This is a genomic window from Exiguobacterium sp. s141 (assembly GCF_018618085.1).
Taxonomy (GTDB): domain Bacteria; phylum Bacillota; class Bacilli; order Exiguobacteriales; family Exiguobacteriaceae; genus Exiguobacterium; species Exiguobacterium mexicanum_A.
Map to the genome: position 1 here is coordinate 641,595 of NZ_JACSLJ010000001.1, position 16,307 is coordinate 657,901.

Consider the following 16,307-nt stretch of genomic DNA (forward strand, 5'->3'; position numbering starts at 1 on the left):
ACTTCAGTATAAGAAACCTAGGGAGGTATCGTCTATCTTTATGCTTGTTCGAGTGTCTGTTTGAACGAACGAATCGTCTCCGTGAGCGTCGCGACATCGATACCGAACGCGTCGGCACAGTCGTCGAGGACGAGAGCGTCCCGTTTCGCATAGAACATCCAGACGAGGGCAGCGGCCGATGCCGTTGTGTCCTCGAATGATGCACCGGCGAGCAGCAAGAGCGCGAACCGTTCATAAAAGTCGCCGTCGAGGCTCATCTGTTCCGCTTCCGACACTTCCGTCTCGGCGAGCAGGAGCGCGTCATACGCCCGAGCGATGCGGACGTCGCCTGTGAACGGGGCCTGGCAAATCTCGGCGCGGCACTTCTCGGCGAACGCGATCACCGTCTCGTTGTCGGTGATGCCGCTCGTCAATGCGAGCGCTTCGAACGCCTCGTCGTCGGCGAGCTTCGAGATGATTCGGATAATCTCGATTCGAGCCGCGTCTTCTTCTTGGCGCAATCCTTGAACGAGCGCCGAACGGAACTCGAGATTGTCGCGGATGTCGTACGGGCTCTTCTCTTCGAATCGTTTCAACTCGTCACTGTTCAAATAGGTAGCCGCTTCTTCAAGACGCCCGGTCTTGTAGGCGGATACGCTGAGCCAATGCCCGAACAGTGAATCCCCACGGAATCCGCGTTCCTTCAACAGGCGAAGTTCTTCGTACGCGCGGTCATATTGACCGACGAGCGCGAGCGTCGTGGCGAGTTTGTAGCGTAAATCGAACTGGAGCGGACGGACCCGTGTCAGCGGGACCGACAATTGGAGCGCCGCTTCCGATTGTCCGGCCTCATGCAACAACAAAATCGTGTTCAAAATCGCATGCAAGTTGCCCGGGTTTTCATCGAGCACGTACTCGAGCGTCTCGAACGCCGCTTCATCGTTGCCGAGATAAAAATTGACGATGGCCAAGTTGTTGAACGCCGGCCAAAAGCGCGGATAGCGGTCGATTAACCGTTCGAGCGTCGACTTGGCGGCGAACAAGCGGCCTTTGTCGATATGCTGCTGGGCCTCGGTGTGCCACGTGATCAACTCGTCTTCATCTTCGTCCTCGAGTTCTTGCTCGAGTTCGATCAGTTCTAATAGCGATTGGACCGAGTCCGCATAGCGCCCGTGTGCCTCGACTTCGAGGTAACGTTTCGCATACATCGCTGCTTCTTCATATAAAGAGATATAAGCGCAATTGCTCGCAAGGTGATACAAGGCCTCGGTTGACGTCTCATCGAGTTCTAGCACCCGTTTCCACACGTCATTGGCGTGATAGATCTCCCCTACTTCAAATAACAGTTCAGCGTACTGTTTGTGATAGTCGACGCGGTGCGCTGCAGCGGCAGTGGCTTCAGCCATGAAAAAAGTCGCTTCATCTAGGCGACCTTCACGTAACGCACGACGACCTCTATAGTAGTGGAGCTCCGCGGCGAGCGGAGATTCTGGTTCGGGTAGCGTCATTACTGCTTCATAGTTCGCTTCCATATTCTAAATCCTCCACATCATCTCTAAATCTATTTTTAGTTGCAGGGTTAAGAATACCTCACTCAAACAACGAGAGCAACTGAAAAACTTAAAAAAAATCGGGACTATATTCCTTCTATAATGAATATATTTTGCTAGGTCGTTCAAATGCTTTTCGACAAAAATATGGAGGTTTCATGTCAGCGCCCATAGACACAAAAAAGCGGTATCGCCTTTAAAAAAAGTGATACCGCCCTAGTAATTTTATGAGGCCCTACATGTCTTGACCTCAAAATGATTTCGCGCTAAATTGTGTCTATTTTGTGTCGATGGTATGGAGCTTTGCCCCAACGACGCGCTCTCCGGGCGCGACGTCACGATGGACGATGGCCCCGGCACCGATGACGGCCCGGTCGCCAATCGTCACGCCAGGTAAAATCGTCACGTTCGCCCCGATCAACACCTCGTCCCCGATGCGGACATCCCCGATCCGGTACTCGTCCACGAGGTACTCGTGACAGAGAATCGTCGAATTGAACCCGATGACCGTATTACGGCCGATCGAGATTCGCTCCGGGAACATGACGTCCGGTGTCACCATGAGGGCGAGCGCGCTATACTCGCCGATTTCCATGCCGAGGAACGTCCGGTACAACCAGCGTTTCGCTTTGACGGATGGGAAGTAGCGGCCGATCAAGACGACGGTCGTGTTTTTAAAGACGCGCAGGAATCGGATCGTCCGATACATCTGCCAGAGCGGGTTCGGCCCGTCGAGACGAAACCGTTCCGTCTTACGCATGGACCGTGACCTCGTCGAGCCACGCCTCGAAATGTTCCATCGAGTCGATGATGACGTCCGGTTCGAGCGCTTCGAGGAACGCACGGCCTTTAATGGCCCAGCCGACAGCGACCGTCTTCGTCCCGGCGTTCTTGCCGCTGAAGATGTCCGTGTCGTTGTCCCCGACCATGACAGCGCGGTCCGCCGTCGATCCGAGCGCACGGAGCGCCCGTTCGACCGGTTCGGCGTGCGGTTTCTCATATTCCACATCGTCGGCCGTGACGACCACATCGAACAGATGGTCGATCTTGAACAGACGCAAGCCTTGCTCGACGACGGGACGGCCTTTCGAGGTGACGACGCCCATCTTGTAGCCTTTGGCGTGGAGGCGATACAGCCCCTCGATCACACCCGGATATTCGGCGACGAGCTGGTCGTGCATCGCGATATTGAAGCTGCGATAGAACGCCTGCATCTCTTTCCATTCCGGCTCATTGAGCGCCTTGAACGACTTCTCGAGCGTCGGTCCGATGAACGGGAAGATGTCCTCATCGCGATACGTCTCGTCCGGGAAGTAGTACCCGAGCGTGTGACGGAAACTCGCGATGATGAGCGGGTTCGTATCGAGCAACGTGCCATCCAAATCGAATAGAAGTGTATCCATCAATCAAACAGTCCTTTCTCTGAAGGGTCGTCGTATCGTTTCGCTTTGCGGCGGACGATCATCATGACGACACCGAATACGATCATCGCGATCGAAACGAGTTGTGCCGTCCGGAGATCTCCGGCCATGAGGCTATCCGTGCGGAGCCCTTCGATATAGAAGCGTCCGATCGAGTACCAGACGAGGTACGATAAGAAGATGTAGCCGCGCGGCGGGTTACCGACCATACGCCAGACGACGAGCAAGATGACGCCGAGGACGTTCCAGACGCTCTCGAACAAGAACGTCGGCAAGTAATAAGCGCCGTCGATATACATCTGATTGACAATCCAATCCGGGAGGAAGAGCGTCTCTTTCAAGAAACGGCTCGTCGTCTCGGCACCGTGCGCCTCTTGGTTCATAAAGTTCCCCCAACGTCCGACCGCTTGCCCGAGCAGGAGCGACGGAGCGAGGATATCGGTGATCTTCCAGAACGACATCGACTTGCGCATGCAATAGATGATGACGACGAGCAGCGCTCCAAAGATGGCACCATGGATTGCAATCCCGCCTTGGCGGATGTCGATGATCTGTCCAAGGTTCTCACTGTAGTAGTCCCATTGGAAGATGACGTAGTAAATCCGGGCGAAGACGATACTGATCGGAATCGACCAGATGATGACATCGACGACCCGTTCTGAATCATAATTGAGGCGCTTCGCCTCGAACAAGGCGAGAACGAGGCCGAGCATCGCACCGAAGGCGATGATCATGCCGTACCAATAGATCGGGAGCGACCCGATTTCAAACGCGACGCGGTCAAACGTTGGCTCTACCATTATTCCATGTCCCCTTCGTTGTCATGGATGGCGTTCGCGAGACGTTCCGCGAACTCTTCGGCCGTGTTGATGCCCATGTTCTGCAGGCGATAGTTCATCGCCGCGACTTCGACGATGACGGCCAAGTTACGTCCTGGGCGAACCGGGATGGTGAGTAACGGCACTTCGCTGTCGATGATTTTCATCGTGTTGTGGTCGAGTCCGACACGATCATATACTTTTCCAGCATCCCAGTTTTCAAGGTTGATGATTAAGCTGATCTTTTTGTGTGAACGGACGGCACCGGCTCCGAACAGCGTCATGACGTCGATGATCCCGATCCCGCGAATCTCGAGCAAGTGACGGATCAACTTCGGTGCCGAACCGACGAGCAACTGGTCCCCGGTCTGGCGAATCTCGACTGAATCGTCGGCGACGAGGCGGTGACCCCGCTTGACGAGTTCGAGCGCGGTCTCAGATTTCCCGACACCGCTCTGTCCTTTGATGAGCACGCCGACGCCGTAGATGTCGACGAGCACGCCGTGCATCGCGGTCATCGGTGCGAGTTCCATCTCAAGGAAGTTTGTGATCTGTGACTCGATCGATGTCGTCATCGCGTTCGTGCGCATGAGCGGGACGTTCGCTGCCTCGGCTTCTTGTTCAATCTCTTTCGGGATGTCGAAGCCGCGCGTGATGAGGATGCCCGGTGTCAATTCCGTGCATAAAATCTTCGCCCGCTCGCGGCGGCTCTCTTCCGACAAGCTCGCATAAAACGTGAGCTCGGTCTTCCCGAGCACTTGCAGCCGATTTTTCGCATAGTGCGTGTAGTAGCCGGCAAGGACGAGTCCCGGTCGACTGAGGTCCGGTGTGGCGACGGGACGATGGAGTCCCTCTTCCCCGGCGATGACTTGAAGTTTGAAGCGCTCAACGAGTTGAGCCGTGCGTACGATATTTTGCATGAGTATCTGCCCCTTTCACGCTCATTATTGTATCATAGCTCTTCTGGAGAAGCGTCAACGAAAGTGAGCCGAAATGTGTCAAAAAAAAGAGATGAAACTAATTCGTGGCGATTCCGTAGAACGGGTATAGAGGATTAGGGAGGTGAAATCACATGAATTCACTATTTTGGATTGCCATTGTCTTTATTTTTATCGTCGGGATCGCGGCACTCGTCTACTTGGTCAAATCACTGTTTGATATGTGGCGCGAGTATGCGGCGACAAAAAACGAAACGGTGCTCTTATTGTTCATCTTGAACATCGTCGGCCTGTTCTTGTCCGGGTCGCTGTTATCGATGATCGTCGCCATCATCTTCTATTGGAAACGGTCGAAGACGATGCGGAACCTCGGGATTTTCTTACTCATCGCCGGACCGGTCCTCTTCATCCTGTTCATCATCGGCTCATTCACGCTGTATGACGGTCAAATGATGGATTGGGAACAGATGGAGTATCAAATGAATCTATGACATGACAAAAACCCGGAGGCAACCGCCTTCGGGTTTTCCACTGGATTCATTCAGCCGGCAAATAGCCGACCATGGTGTTCGACTCCCGTGCGACCAAGATCGTCGGTACGTCGACGCTACTGTTCGGGTCCGCTTCGAACGAGACGGCGAGCGCCTCGGTCCCGGCATACGCATCGTCCAACAGTTCATAACCATCATCGACCGTGACACGATGTACCTCGGCACTTGCTTCCGCATCGATTGCGGGCTCCTGCCAGTTCCGCGCGGTCACATACGCCCAGGCGACAGCAATCGCTTCGTCTTCAGCCGGCTCGTTCTCATTGACGATGCGCTGTTCGTCGGCACATCCGCCAAGCACCAGCACCGCAATCATCATCCATCCGTACGCTGACACAAATCGCTTCATCCCGTCCCTCCTCGTCTCTCAAGTTAAAAGAAACCCGAAGGCGAGAGGCCTTCGGGTTGTCGGTCATTGCTGATGGAACGGGTTGTTCAAGTCGGCCGGATTGACCGGGTCGACTGGGTCGATTGGTTCCGTCGGTTCGTTTTTGTCCTCTTCGAGGAACGTCGACGGTGTGTGGAGCGAACCGTGTTCGAGGTCGATCGTGCCGGTACGCGTCCCGGCCTCGACTTCGATCCGCGGTGTTTGGCCACGGCCCGACAAGAATTCGAGTCGGCGTTGGGCGACGTCTTTCCGGTCGCGGATGATCTCGAGCTCGTCTAAATTACAGTGGAGACCACCGAAGTTCGTCTCGAGTTCTCCTTCGACCTCGACGCCGTGCGGCAAGACGAGACGGACGTTTCCGGCGAGCGAGGCGAGCTCGAACTTGGCCGGACGTGCCGTCGCGAGTTCGGCGCGGATGTTCCCGTTGCCGGTCTTGAGCGACGCCTTGTCGTATTTGCCGTTCACGATGACGGCTCCGTTGCCGGTCCGGACGTGGACGAGTTCCGATTCGACCGCTTCGACTTCGACCGTTCCGTTCCCCGTGTTGAGGAGCAGCTCCGAGGCATGTACTTCATGAAGTACGACCCGGCCGTTCGCTGTCTGGATACGAACGCTCTCGACGTCTAGGCCGTCGGCACGGACCTCACCGTTGAGCGTCTGTACGTGTAGGTGATCGAAATGATGATGCGGGACGTACAGTTCGACGTGCGCCCGGACGAGCTTGTCGCGGAGTGACACGACGAGACGGTCACCGATGACCGAATGCTTGACCGCTGACTGGAGCTGTTCGAGCGCCTTGTCCGCGTCCTGCTGACGGAGCGGACGTCCGGTGACAATCAGTTCACACTCGTCGTTGTCCGACGAGACGATCGTCGCCGAGGCGTTGAACAAGTCGAGCGAGATATCTTTCCCGGTGAACGGGAACGATTTCGAATACGTCACTTCCGGCCCGAAGTTCGAGCTGAACGTGAAGTCGCTGTCACGAAGTTTCGTCACGAGCCCTTCGACCGCCGACGTCAGTTTCGTCGTGAGCGACTCGACCGAGTAGGCATCGACTTTCTCCGTCTCTTGACGTTCCTCGAGCGCTTGGACACGCTCAGGCTCCAACTTCTCGAGCCGTTCGAGCTGGGTCATGCCTTCTTCAATCGTCAACTTCCCGTCTTTCACTTGCTGGAGAATCAGTTCACGCATTTCTTGTTTCACTGTTCGTTTCCCCCTTCGATTTGGTCACACGTCAATCATGTTCCCGTTTCTCATCATTTCTATACCTTACTTACGTTTTCCTGCTTTCGGTTTCGCTCGGGCTGCATCCCGTTCTAACACCGGTTTCAAATACTTGCCGGTGTACGACGCGGCGACTTCGGCGACTTCTTCCGGCGTCCCGGTCGCGACGATCGTACCGCCGCCGTCCCCGCCTTCCGGTCCAAGGTCGATCAAGTAGTCGGCCGATTTGATGACGTCGAGGTTATGCTCGATGACGAGCACCGTGTCCCCGTTCTCGACGAGGCGTTGCAGCACTTTCAACAGACGAGCGATGTCGTCGACGTGAAGACCCGTCGTCGGCTCGTCCAAGATGTAAATCGTCTTCCCGGTCGAACGTTTATGGAGCTCAGAAGCGAGCTTGACGCGCTGCGCTTCCCCGCCGGACAGTTCCGTCGCCGGTTGTCCGAGTTTCATATAACCGAGACCGACGTCAAAGATCGTCTGGATCTTGCGCTTGATTTTCGGAATCTTGTCAAAGAAGTCGAGCCCTTCCTCAATCGTCATATCGAGCACGTCGGCGATCGTCTTACCTTTGTACTTCACTTCGAGCGTCTCACGGTTATAGCGTTTCCCATGACACACTTCACACGGGACGTAGACGTCCGGCAAGAAGTGCATCTCGATCTTGATGATCCCGTCCCCGCGGCACGCCTCACAGCGTCCGCCCTTGACGTTGAAACTGAAGCGCCCTTTCTTATAGCCGCGCATCTTCGCCTCGTTCGTCGACGCGAACACGTCACGGATATCATCGAACACGCCGGTGTATGTCGCCGGGTTCGACCGCGGCGTCCGTCCGATCGGTGACTGGTCGATATCGATGACTTTGTCGATATGGTCGAGTCCTTCAATCTTCTTATGCTTCCCTGGTTTCGCCTTGGCCCGGTTGATGTGGTGGGCGAGCGATTTATACAGAATCTCGTTGATGAGCGTCGATTTCCCGGAACCGGAGACGCCGGTGACGGCGATGAACATACCGAGCGGAATCGAGACGTCGACCCCTTTCAAGTTGTTCTCTTCCGCCTTCAAGATTTTCAAGAAACGCTCGTCCGGCACTTTCCGTTCGGCCGGGAGCGGGATGAACTTCTTACCGGACAAATATTGGCCCGTGAGCGACTTTCGGTTCTTCATGAGCTGCTTCGGCGTCCCGGCGGCGATGACTTCTCCGCCGTGTTCGCCGGCACCCGGTCCGATGTCGATCAAGTAGTCGGCTGCCATCATCGTGTCCTCATCGTGCTCGACGACGATGAGCGTGTTGCCGATGTCACGCATCTGTTTGAGCGTCGCGATCAAGCGGTCGTTGTCACGCTGATGCAATCCAATCGACGGTTCATCGAGGACGTATAGGACGCCCGTGAGCCGTGAGCCGATTTGGGTCGCGAGACGAATCCGCTGCGCTTCCCCGCCCGAGAGCGTCCCCGCCGCCCGTGACAACGTCAAGTAGTCGAGACCGACGTTGTTCAAGAAGCTGAGCCGCTCACAAATCTCTTGCAAGATGAGACGGGCGATGGCGATATCTTTCTCGCTCAACTCTGTCATGATCGAGTCGAACAACTTGATGGCGTTGACGACGGACAGTGAGGTCACTTGCCCGATATGGTGGCCCGTGATTTTGACGGCGAGCGTCTCTTCTTTCAACCGATAACCGCTGCATGTCGGACAAGCGTGTGTCGCCATGTACGTCTCCATCTGTTCACGGATATAATCGGACGTCGTCTCTTTATAGCGGCGCTCGATGTTGCGGAGCACCCCTTCGAAGAAGATCGTGTTCGTCCGGACTTGTCCGAAATCGTTCTCGTAACGGAACAAGAACGACTCTTCGTCCGTCCCGTGCAAGACGAGGTCTTGGTCACGCTTCGACAGACGTTCGAACGGCACGTCCATATCGATGTCAAAGTGTTTGCACATCGAGGCGAGCAGTTGCGGATAATATTGCGAGCTTGTCGGCTGCCAGGCGACGACGGCGCCTTCCTTCAGCGTCTTCGACGGGTCCGGGATAACGAGTTCCGGGTCGACATCAAGCTTCGTACCGAGCCCGTCACACGTCGGACAGGCACCGAACGGCGAGTTGAACGAGAACATACGCGGCTCGAGTTCGCCAATGGAGAAGCCACAAATCGGACAAGCGTGATGTTCGCTGAACAGGAGCTCGGTGCCGTCCATCTTGTCGATGATGGCTCGGCCGTCGGCGAGGCGAAGCGCCGTCTCGAGCGAGTCGGCAAGACGACCTTCGACGTCAGCGCGGACGACGAGGCGATCGACGACGACTTCGATCGAATGTTTCTTATTCTTATCAAGCTCGATCTCATCGGTCAGTTCGATCGTCTCGCCATTGACACGAACGCGGACGAACCCTTCCTTTTTGAGCGAGTCGAACACTTTGACGTGCGTCCCTTTACGGCCCGAGACGATTGGCGCCAGGATTTGCAGGCGCGTCTTCTCTGGAAGTTCCATCACTTGGTCGACCATCTGCGAGATCGTCTGGCTTGAGATCTCGATGCCGTGACGCGGACAGACCGGTTTCCCGATGCGAGCGAACAAAAGACGTAAGTAGTCATAGATTTCCGTCACCGTTCCGACGGTCGAGCGCGGGTTACGGCTCGTCGTCTTCTGGTCGATCGAGATGGCCGGGCTCAGCCCTTCAATCGTATCGACGTCCGGTTTGTCCATCTGTCCGAGGAATTGACGGGCGTAGGCCGATAGACTCTCGACGTAACGGCGCTGCCCTTCGGCGTAGATGGTGTCGAACGCGAGTGACGATTTACCGGAACCGGACAAGCCCGTCAAGACGACGAGCTGGTCCCGTGGAATATCGATATCAATGTTTTTCAAGTTGTTGACGCGCGCCCCTTTGATGACGATCGCATTTTTCTTTTCAGCCATTTAATTCCCTACCTTCAACTCCAAGATTAAGTCACGCAATTCGGCCGCCCGTTCGAACTGGAGGTCGCGGGCCGCTTGTTTCATTTCTTCTTCTAGCTTGGCGATGGCTTCCTCACGTTCAGCCGGCTTCATCGAGCTGAGTGATTCGAGCACATCCTCCTCGGCGTCGACCGTCGCGCGGATGACGCCGCGTACTTCTTTACGGATCGTCTGCGGCGTGATGCCGTGTTCTTCATTATAGGCTTGTTGAATCGAGCGACGACGATCGGTCTCTTCAATCGCGCGCGTCATCGAGTCGGTCATCTTATCAGCGAACAAGATGACGTGCCCGTTCGAGTTCCGCGCCGCCCGCCCAATCGTCTGAATGAGCGATCGGTCCGAACGGAGGAACCCTTCCTTGTCGGCGTCTAGAATCGTGACGAGACTCACTTCCGGGATGTCTAGTCCTTCCCGCAGTAAGTTGATTCCGACGAGGACGTCGTATTTTCCGAGACGCAGGTCACGGATGATCTCAATCCGCTCGAGCGTCTTGATTTCAGAGTGCATATAGTTGACCTTGATGCCCGCTTCACGCAGATAGTCCGATAAATCCTCGGCCATCTTTTTCGTGAGCGTCGTCACGAGGACGCGTTCGTCCTGTTTGATGCGGTCGCGAATTTGGTCCATCAAGTAGTCGATTTGTCCTTTGATCGGATGAATCTCGATCGTCGGGTCGAGCAGTCCTGTCGGCCGGATGATCTGTTCGATCATGTGCGGGGTATGCTCGAGCTCGAACGGACCTGGTGTCGCCGAGATAAAGATCGCTTGCGACAACTTCTTCTCGAACTCGTCGAACTTGAGCGGACGGTTATCTTTAGCTGAAGGCAGGCGGAACCCGTGGTCGACGAGCACTTGCTTCCGGGCCTGGTCACCGTTATACATGCCGCGTACTTGCGGGAGCGTCACGTGCGACTCATCGGCGACGAGTAGGAAGTCTTTCGGGAAGTAGTCGATGAGCGTGTAAGGCGTCGCCCCTGCCTCGGTCAAGTTCAAATGACGCGAATAGTTTTCGATGCCTGAACAGTAGCCCATCTCACGCATCATCTCGAGGTCATAGTTCGTCCGCTGTTCGAGACGCTGGGCTTCAAGCAGTTTGCCTTCCTCGCGGAACTTCGCGAGCTGTTGTTCGAGCTCGGCCTCGATGTTGACAATCGCTTTTTGCAGCTTCTCGTCGCGGGTGACGAAGTGGGATGCCGGGAAGATCGAGACATGCTCGCGATCGGCGATAATCTCGCCGGTGAGCGGGTCCATCTCGCGGATCCGGTCAATCTCGTCTCCGAAGAACTCGACGCGCAAACACTGCTCGTCGCGTGACGCCGGGAAGATCTCGACGACGTCACCTCGGACACGGAACCGTCCGCGTTGGAAGTCGATATCGTTCCGCTCATATTGGATGTCGATCAACTTGCGGAGCATCTGATCACGGCCCAACTCTTTACCGACGCGGAGACTTAAGACGAGGCTGTTATATTCTTCCGGGTTACCGAGACCGTAGATGCACGACACGGAGGAGACGATGATGACGTCATCGCGCTCGAACAAGGCCGACGTCGCCGAGTGACGAAGTTTATCGATCTCATCGTTGATCGAGGCGTCTTTCTCGATGAACGTGTCCGTCGATGGGACGTACGCCTCTGGCTGATAGTAGTCGTAATAGCTGACGAAATATTCGACGGCGTTGTTCGGGAAGAATTCCTTGAACTCCGAATAGAGCTGCCCGGCGAGCGTCTTGTTGTGGGCCAAGACGAGCGTCGGCTTCTTCACTTCTTGGATGACGTTCGATACGGTGAACGTCTTCCCGGTGCCGGTCGCCCCGAGCAACGTCTGGTACCGGTCGCCGCGATTGACGCCCTCGACGAGCTGTCGAATCGCCTCCGGTTGGTCGCCGGCCGGCTTATATTCTGATTGTAAGCCGAACGGAACGCTAATCTTATCCATATATATTCCTCGCTTTCTGTTCCTTGCATATTGACTTGATTATAGCACATACACGAACAAATATTCGCTTCTGACACGCTTCCCAAATCGTTCCACTTTTCGTTATCATGGAGAGTGAATCTAAGTAGAAACGAGTTGGTCGTCATGTGGTCACTTCTCTTCATCCCGCTCGGTGCCATCGTCGGCGCCTTGTCCGGATTCTTCGGCATCGGCGGCGGGGTCATCATCGTCCCAGTGCTGCTCTTTAGTGGTTATTCGGCAGCAGAGGCCGTCGCCACGTCGCTCTTGTTCGTCGTCGGGACGAGCCTGTCCGGCGCGAAGAAACATACGTCGCTCGGCAACGTGTCTTGGTCGACCGGCATCACGGTCGGACTGACCGGCGCCGTCACGGCACAGCTGTCGAGCCGCCTCGTCCTCTCGATCTCGGGGACGTATGATTGGTTACTGAACTTATTTTATCTGGCTATCCTATCTTATTTTGCCGTTACGCTATTAAAGAAAACATCGAAACCGCAGAAGCCGAAAAAATCGACCGTTCTCGCGGGTGTGATGATCGGAGCGATGGCCGGACTATTGTCCGCCCTCCTCGGCATCGGCGGCGGGTTCATCATCGTCCCGCTCCTCGTCAGTTGGCTCGGCTTCACGACGCATCGCGGGGTCGGGACGAGCCTCGCTGCCGTCCTGTTCATCTCGCTCGGCGGACTCGTCGGCTATCTGCCGTCGCTATCGCTCGATTATGTGACGCCGCTTGCCCTCGTCCTCGGGGCGTTCATCGGCGCGCCGATTGGGGCATCCCTCACGGACCGTTACGACGATAAAGAGATTTCGCGGCGCCTCGCTTGGCTCTACCTCGCCGTCATCGCTTCGATTCTCCTCGACCTCGGCGCCACGAGCTTTCCCCCGCTCGGTTACGTGAGCTTGATGGTCCTGCTCGTCTTTCTCGTCGGGATCATCCTCGACTTCAGACGCCGGATTACCAATCAAAACCACTTTTCATGAGAAAAGTGGCTTTTTTTGCATATCCGGTTTTGAAACGCTTTCATTTGGGGCATATAATGAAGTGGTAAGCCAAATTTAATATGGAAGGAAGGGAGTATCACATGTCAGCATTCGTCAGCGAAATTATTGGTACAATGCTACTCATCTTGCTCGGTAACGGTGTCGTCGCCGGCGTCGTCCTCCGTCATTCGAAAGCGGAGAACGCAGGCTGGATCGTCATCACGTTCGGTTGGGGCTTGGCCGTTATGGTCGGGGTATACGCGGCCGGTATCTATGGAGGGGCGCATATCAACCCTGCCGTCACCATCGGACTTGCGACAGCAGGCTCATTCCCATGGGCCGATGTGCCAGCGTATATTTTGGCACAATTCATCGGGGCGTTCATCGGGGCCGTCCTCGTCTATGTCCACTACAAGCCGCACTATGATGCGACCGACGACCCGGGCGCCAAATTGGCGACGTTCTCGACCGCACCGGGGATTCGTAACACGCCGTTCAACTTGATCGGGGAAATCATCGGCACGTTCGTACTCGTCTTCGCCCTCTTGTCATTCGGGGCCAACACGTTTGCCGACGGTTTGAATCCGCTCATCGTCGGTTTCTTGATCGTCTCGATCGGTCTCTCGCTTGGTGGTACAACGGGATATGCCATCAACCCGGCGCGTGACCTCGGACCGCGGATTGCGCATGCGATCCTTCCTATCAAAGGCAAAGGCACGTCGGACTGGGGCTACTCATGGATCCCGGTCGTCGGACCGATCATCGGGGCGGTCATCGCCGCATTGTTATACGGTATTCTCGTACCATAATCTTTCTAATTTCTAAGGAGGCTCTCTCATATGGAGAAAGAAAAACGCTACATCTTAGCACTTGACCAAGGAACGACAAGCTCACGGGCGATCATCTTCGACCACGACGGAAAAATCGTCACGACCGCTCAGCGCGAGTTCAAACAGTACTTCCCTAAGCCAGGCTGGGTCGAGCATAACGCCAATGAGATTTGGGGTTCTGTCCTCGCCGTCATGGCCGAGGCGTTCGGTTCGGCCGACATCGATCCAAAAGAGATCGCAGCTATCGGCATCACGAACCAACGGGAAACAGCCGTCGTCTGGGAGAAGTCGACAGGACGTCCGGTCTATAACGCCGTCGTCTGGCAATCGCGTCAAACAGCCGGTATTTGTGATGAGTTGAAGGAAGCCGGTCATGCCGACTTGTTCCGCGATAAGACAGGCCTCTTGATTGACGCCTACTTCTCAGGCACGAAAGTCAAATGGATCCTCGACAACGTCGAAGGCGCCCGTGAGAAAGCCGAAGCTGGTGACCTCCTCTTCGGAACGATCGACACTTGGCTCATCTGGAAACTGTCAGGCGGCCACGCTCACGTCACGGACTATTCGAACGCGTCACGGACGCTCATGTACAACATCTATGAGCAGAAGTGGGACGATGAGTTGCTCGAGATCTTGACGGTACCAAAGTCGATGCTCCCGGAAGTCAAACCGTCGAGTGAAGTGTACGCCAACACGATCCCGTACCACTTCTTCGGCTTCGAAGTTCCGATTGCCGGCGCGGCCGGTGACCAACAGGCAGCCCTCTTCGGTCAGGCCTGCTTCGAGTCAGGAGAAGGTAAGAACACGTACGGTACAGGTTGCTTCATGCTCATGAACACGGGCGAAGAAGCCGTCAAGTCGGACCATGGTCTGCTCACGACGATTGCATGGGGATACAATGGTAAAGTCGAATACGCGCTCGAAGGTTCGATCTTCGTCGCCGGTTCGGCCATCCAGTGGCTCCGTGACGGGCTCCGTATGCTCAAGTCGGCGAAAGACACGGAACAGTACGCCAACCGCGTCGAGACGACAGACGGCGTCTACGTCGTCCCTGCCTTCGTCGGACTTGGTGCCCCGTATTGGAACTCAGACGTCCGTGGTGCCATCTTCGGCCTCACGCGCGGGACGGAGAAAGAACATTTCGTCCGGGCGACGCTCGAGTCACTCGCCTATCAGACACGCGATGTCTTGACGGCGATGGAACAAGATTCTGGCATCGAGTTGAAGACGCTCCGCGTCGACGGCGGTGCGGTCAACAACAACTTCCTCATGCAGTTCCAAGCGGACATCTTGGACGTCCCGGTCGAACGGCCTGAAGTGAGCGAGACGACGGCTCTCGGTGCCGCCTATCTCGCCGGTCTCGCCGTCGGGTTCTGGAAAGACCAAGCAGAGATCAAACAACAGTGGAAACTTGACCATCAATTCGAACCGAAGATGGACGAAGCACACCGCGAAAATCTGTATAAAGGCTGGCAACACGCAGTCGAAGCGACAATGGGCTTCAAACCATCAAAACTTGAACTTTAATTGAACGCACGAAAGGGAGCATCCGCCAAGGATGCTCCCTTTTATAGTTTCCGTAACCGCAAACGCGGGCTCGCCGGTTCGGCGACGAACAAGATGCCGAGCTCGTGCGGGTCGGTCTCGTACATCGCCCGTTGCACGAAACGGATGTCCCCGTTTAAGTTGAGCACCTCGAGCTTGATGTACGGTTTATGCAACTGGAGCGCCTCATAGAAGCTGCTCCCGCCCGTGATGACGGTCCCGTTCACTTTGTAGATCGATTCGCCCGGGATGAGCTGCATCGCCTCGCCCGGTGAGCCCGGGAGCGTGTCGATGATGACCGCTCCTCGGTTGCCGTTGATGAACACCGGCGTCGTCCCTCGATTCTCTCGCTTGATGAGTTGTAGCGCCAACTCATACAAGACGAACAGACCGAGCAAGATGTAGGCCGCGTACGGGACGTCGATGGCGTAGGAAGCCCCGAACAAACCGATGGCGATGAGCGCGAGCAGGCCTCGATACAGGCTCAAGCGGCCGAGGAGCGTCCCTGGGAGTGCTCCCGTCGACAGCAGGCTGACCCCGATCGGGATCGGCAAGATGATCGGCACTGGGCCGTCGAGACCGAAGGACGGGGGTAAGAAGACGACAAGCGGGAAGAACCAGAGCCGTTTGACGACGTGGCCGCCGATGAACTGGCCCCGTTTGGACAAGATGAGCGTCGGTGACGTCTCGACCGGACCGTTCCACCGTAAGAGGATCGCCTCCGCGAGCGTCACGACACCGAACACGAGCGCATACACCGGCCAGTCGACCTCGGCCAATCGATCCATCCACCCTGTCAGTCCCCCATACTCGATGACGTCACGAAGCGCGACTGCCGTCAGCATGATCAAAAACGGGAACGCCGGGCTGCTGAAACGCGGGTGCATCGTCAAGACGATAAGCGCATACAACACGCTGAACGTCACGACCCATTCCCAGTTGACGGTCGTCTCGAGCAGAATCAGCGCCGCCGAACCGATGACCGCAAGGAGCAGGCTCGGCCATAGAAAATGGCGCCAGTCCGATTTCGGCGAACGCCGACGCGAGCGAAACATGCCCCGCTCCCGTTTGATACGCGTCGTGGATATGTAAGCGAGGGCGACGAGCGTCGCCCAGAGTAGCGGACTACCGATCAAGGTCAACAAAGCAGTAAAACTCATTCGTAGAACGT

Annotated in this window: 14 protein-coding genes; 4 read left to right on the forward strand and 10 right to left on the reverse strand. The window is 56.1% G+C overall.

Annotation, left to right across the window (positions count from 1 at the left end; genetic code table 11):
• Nucleotides 1-38: 38 nt before the first annotated feature.
• The 5 genes from KNP74_RS03285 to hprK form a co-directional block, all read right to left on the reverse strand.
• Nucleotides 39-1,511, reverse strand: coding sequence for a tetratricopeptide repeat protein (locus KNP74_RS03285; protein ID WP_251130067.1), 1,473 nt, complete (start codon nt 1,509-1,511; stop codon nt 39-41).
• 295 nt (nt 1,512-1,806) lie between these two features.
• Nucleotides 1,807-2,289 carry an acyltransferase gene (locus KNP74_RS03290; protein WP_214763329.1) on the reverse strand — a complete coding sequence of 161 codons (483 nt, stop codon included), beginning with the start codon at nt 2,287-2,289 and terminating at the stop codon, nt 1,807-1,809.
• Nucleotides 2,282-2,932, reverse strand: coding sequence for a pyrophosphatase PpaX (gene ppaX, locus KNP74_RS03295; protein WP_034778540.1), 651 nt, complete (start codon nt 2,930-2,932; stop codon nt 2,282-2,284). The genes KNP74_RS03290 and ppaX overlap by 8 nt, the downstream gene beginning before the upstream one ends.
• On the reverse strand, nt 2,932-3,750 hold the full coding sequence (gene lgt, locus KNP74_RS03300) for a prolipoprotein diacylglyceryl transferase (protein WP_214763330.1): 819 nt from the start codon (nt 3,748-3,750) through the stop codon (nt 2,932-2,934). The genes ppaX and lgt overlap by 1 nt, the downstream gene beginning before the upstream one ends.
• A complete protein-coding gene (gene hprK / locus KNP74_RS03305) occupies nt 3,750-4,688 on the reverse strand; it encodes an HPr(Ser) kinase/phosphatase (protein ID WP_138859069.1) in 939 nt (312 codons plus the stop codon). The genes lgt and hprK overlap by 1 nt, the downstream gene beginning before the upstream one ends.
• A gap of 152 nt (nt 4,689-4,840) precedes the next feature.
• Between hprK and KNP74_RS03310 the strand changes: the two genes are divergently transcribed.
• On the forward strand, nt 4,841-5,197 hold the full coding sequence (locus KNP74_RS03310) for a hypothetical protein (RefSeq protein WP_029595046.1): 357 nt from the start codon (nt 4,841-4,843) through the stop codon (nt 5,195-5,197).
• Nucleotides 5,198-5,243: 46 nt separating this feature from the next.
• Here KNP74_RS03310 and KNP74_RS03315 read toward each other — a convergent pair whose 3' ends face one another.
• The 4 genes from KNP74_RS03315 to uvrB all read right to left on the reverse strand — a co-directional run bounded on the left by KNP74_RS03315 (nt 5,244) and on the right by uvrB (nt 11,762).
• Nucleotides 5,244-5,603, reverse strand: a complete 360-nt coding sequence (locus KNP74_RS03315; RefSeq protein ID WP_214763331.1) for a hypothetical protein — start codon at nt 5,601-5,603, stop codon at nt 5,244-5,246.
• A 63-nt stretch (nt 5,604-5,666) separates the two neighbouring features.
• Entirely contained in the window at nt 5,667-6,845 is a 1,179-nt protein-coding gene (locus KNP74_RS03320; protein ID WP_214763333.1) for a DUF4097 family beta strand repeat-containing protein, read from the reverse strand.
• A gap of 66 nt (nt 6,846-6,911) precedes the next feature.
• Nucleotides 6,912-9,785, reverse strand: coding sequence for an excinuclease ABC subunit UvrA (gene uvrA, locus KNP74_RS03325; RefSeq protein WP_029595043.1), 2,874 nt, complete (start codon nt 9,783-9,785; stop codon nt 6,912-6,914).
• On the reverse strand, nt 9,786-11,762 hold the full coding sequence (gene uvrB, locus KNP74_RS03330) for an excinuclease ABC subunit UvrB (RefSeq protein WP_251126373.1): 1,977 nt from the start codon (nt 11,760-11,762) through the stop codon (nt 9,786-9,788).
• 114 nt (nt 11,763-11,876) lie between these two features.
• Between uvrB and KNP74_RS03335 the strand changes: the two genes are divergently transcribed.
• From KNP74_RS03335 to glpK, 3 genes are all read left to right on the forward strand, one after another.
• Complete coding sequence (locus tag KNP74_RS03335) at nt 11,877-12,761, forward strand: sulfite exporter TauE/SafE family protein (protein ID WP_214763334.1); 885 nt, start codon at nt 11,877-11,879, stop codon at nt 12,759-12,761.
• A 101-nt stretch (nt 12,762-12,862) separates the two neighbouring features.
• The gene (locus KNP74_RS03340; RefSeq protein WP_214763335.1) at nt 12,863-13,570 is read left to right on the forward strand and encodes an MIP/aquaporin family protein; all 708 of its coding nucleotides are present in this window, start codon (nt 12,863-12,865) and stop codon (nt 13,568-13,570) included.
• 30 nt (nt 13,571-13,600) lie between these two features.
• Nucleotides 13,601-15,118 carry a glycerol kinase GlpK gene (gene glpK, locus KNP74_RS03345; protein ID WP_214707253.1) on the forward strand — a complete coding sequence of 506 codons (1,518 nt, stop codon included), beginning with the start codon at nt 13,601-13,603 and terminating at the stop codon, nt 15,116-15,118.
• A gap of 41 nt (nt 15,119-15,159) precedes the next feature.
• On the opposite strand, the gene KNP74_RS03350 is transcribed toward glpK, so the two are convergent.
• Nucleotides 15,160-16,296 carry a PDZ domain-containing protein gene (locus tag KNP74_RS03350; RefSeq protein ID WP_214752913.1) on the reverse strand — a complete coding sequence of 379 codons (1,137 nt, stop codon included), beginning with the start codon at nt 16,294-16,296 and terminating at the stop codon, nt 15,160-15,162.
• Nucleotides 16,297-16,307 lie beyond the last annotated feature (11 nt).

What these genes read in the sequence shown, in the direction of transcription:
- KNP74_RS03285 (WP_251130067.1), bottom strand. Translation starts at nt 1,511, where the DNA reads ATGGAAGCGAACTATGAAGCAGTAATGACGCTACCCGAACCAGAATCT.
- glpK (WP_214707253.1), top strand. Translation starts at nt 13,601, where the DNA reads ATGGAGAAAGAAAAACGCTACATCTTAGCACTTGACCAAGGAACGACA.
- ppaX (WP_034778540.1), bottom strand. Translation starts at nt 2,932, where the DNA reads ATGGATACACTTCTATTCGATTTGGATGGCACGTTGCTCGATACGAAC.
- KNP74_RS03340 (WP_214763335.1), top strand. Translation starts at nt 12,863, where the DNA reads ATGTCAGCATTCGTCAGCGAAATTATTGGTACAATGCTACTCATCTTG.
- KNP74_RS03315 (WP_214763331.1), bottom strand. Translation starts at nt 5,603, where the DNA reads ATGAAGCGATTTGTGTCAGCGTACGGATGGATGATGATTGCGGTGCTG.
- uvrB (WP_251126373.1), bottom strand. Translation starts at nt 11,762, where the DNA reads ATGGATAAGATTAGCGTTCCGTTCGGCTTACAATCAGAATATAAGCCG.
- lgt (WP_214763330.1), bottom strand. Translation starts at nt 3,750, where the DNA reads ATGGTAGAGCCAACGTTTGACCGCGTCGCGTTTGAAATCGGGTCGCTC.
- KNP74_RS03350 (WP_214752913.1), bottom strand. Translation starts at nt 16,296, where the DNA reads ATGAGTTTTACTGCTTTGTTGACCTTGATCGGTAGTCCGCTACTCTGG.
- KNP74_RS03290 (WP_214763329.1), bottom strand. Translation starts at nt 2,289, where the DNA reads ATGCGTAAGACGGAACGGTTTCGTCTCGACGGGCCGAACCCGCTCTGG.
- uvrA (WP_029595043.1), bottom strand. Translation starts at nt 9,785, where the DNA reads ATGGCTGAAAAGAAAAATGCGATCGTCATCAAAGGGGCGCGCGTCAAC.
- KNP74_RS03310 (WP_029595046.1), top strand. Translation starts at nt 4,841, where the DNA reads ATGAATTCACTATTTTGGATTGCCATTGTCTTTATTTTTATCGTCGGG.
- hprK (WP_138859069.1), bottom strand. Translation starts at nt 4,688, where the DNA reads ATGCAAAATATCGTACGCACGGCTCAACTCGTTGAGCGCTTCAAACTT.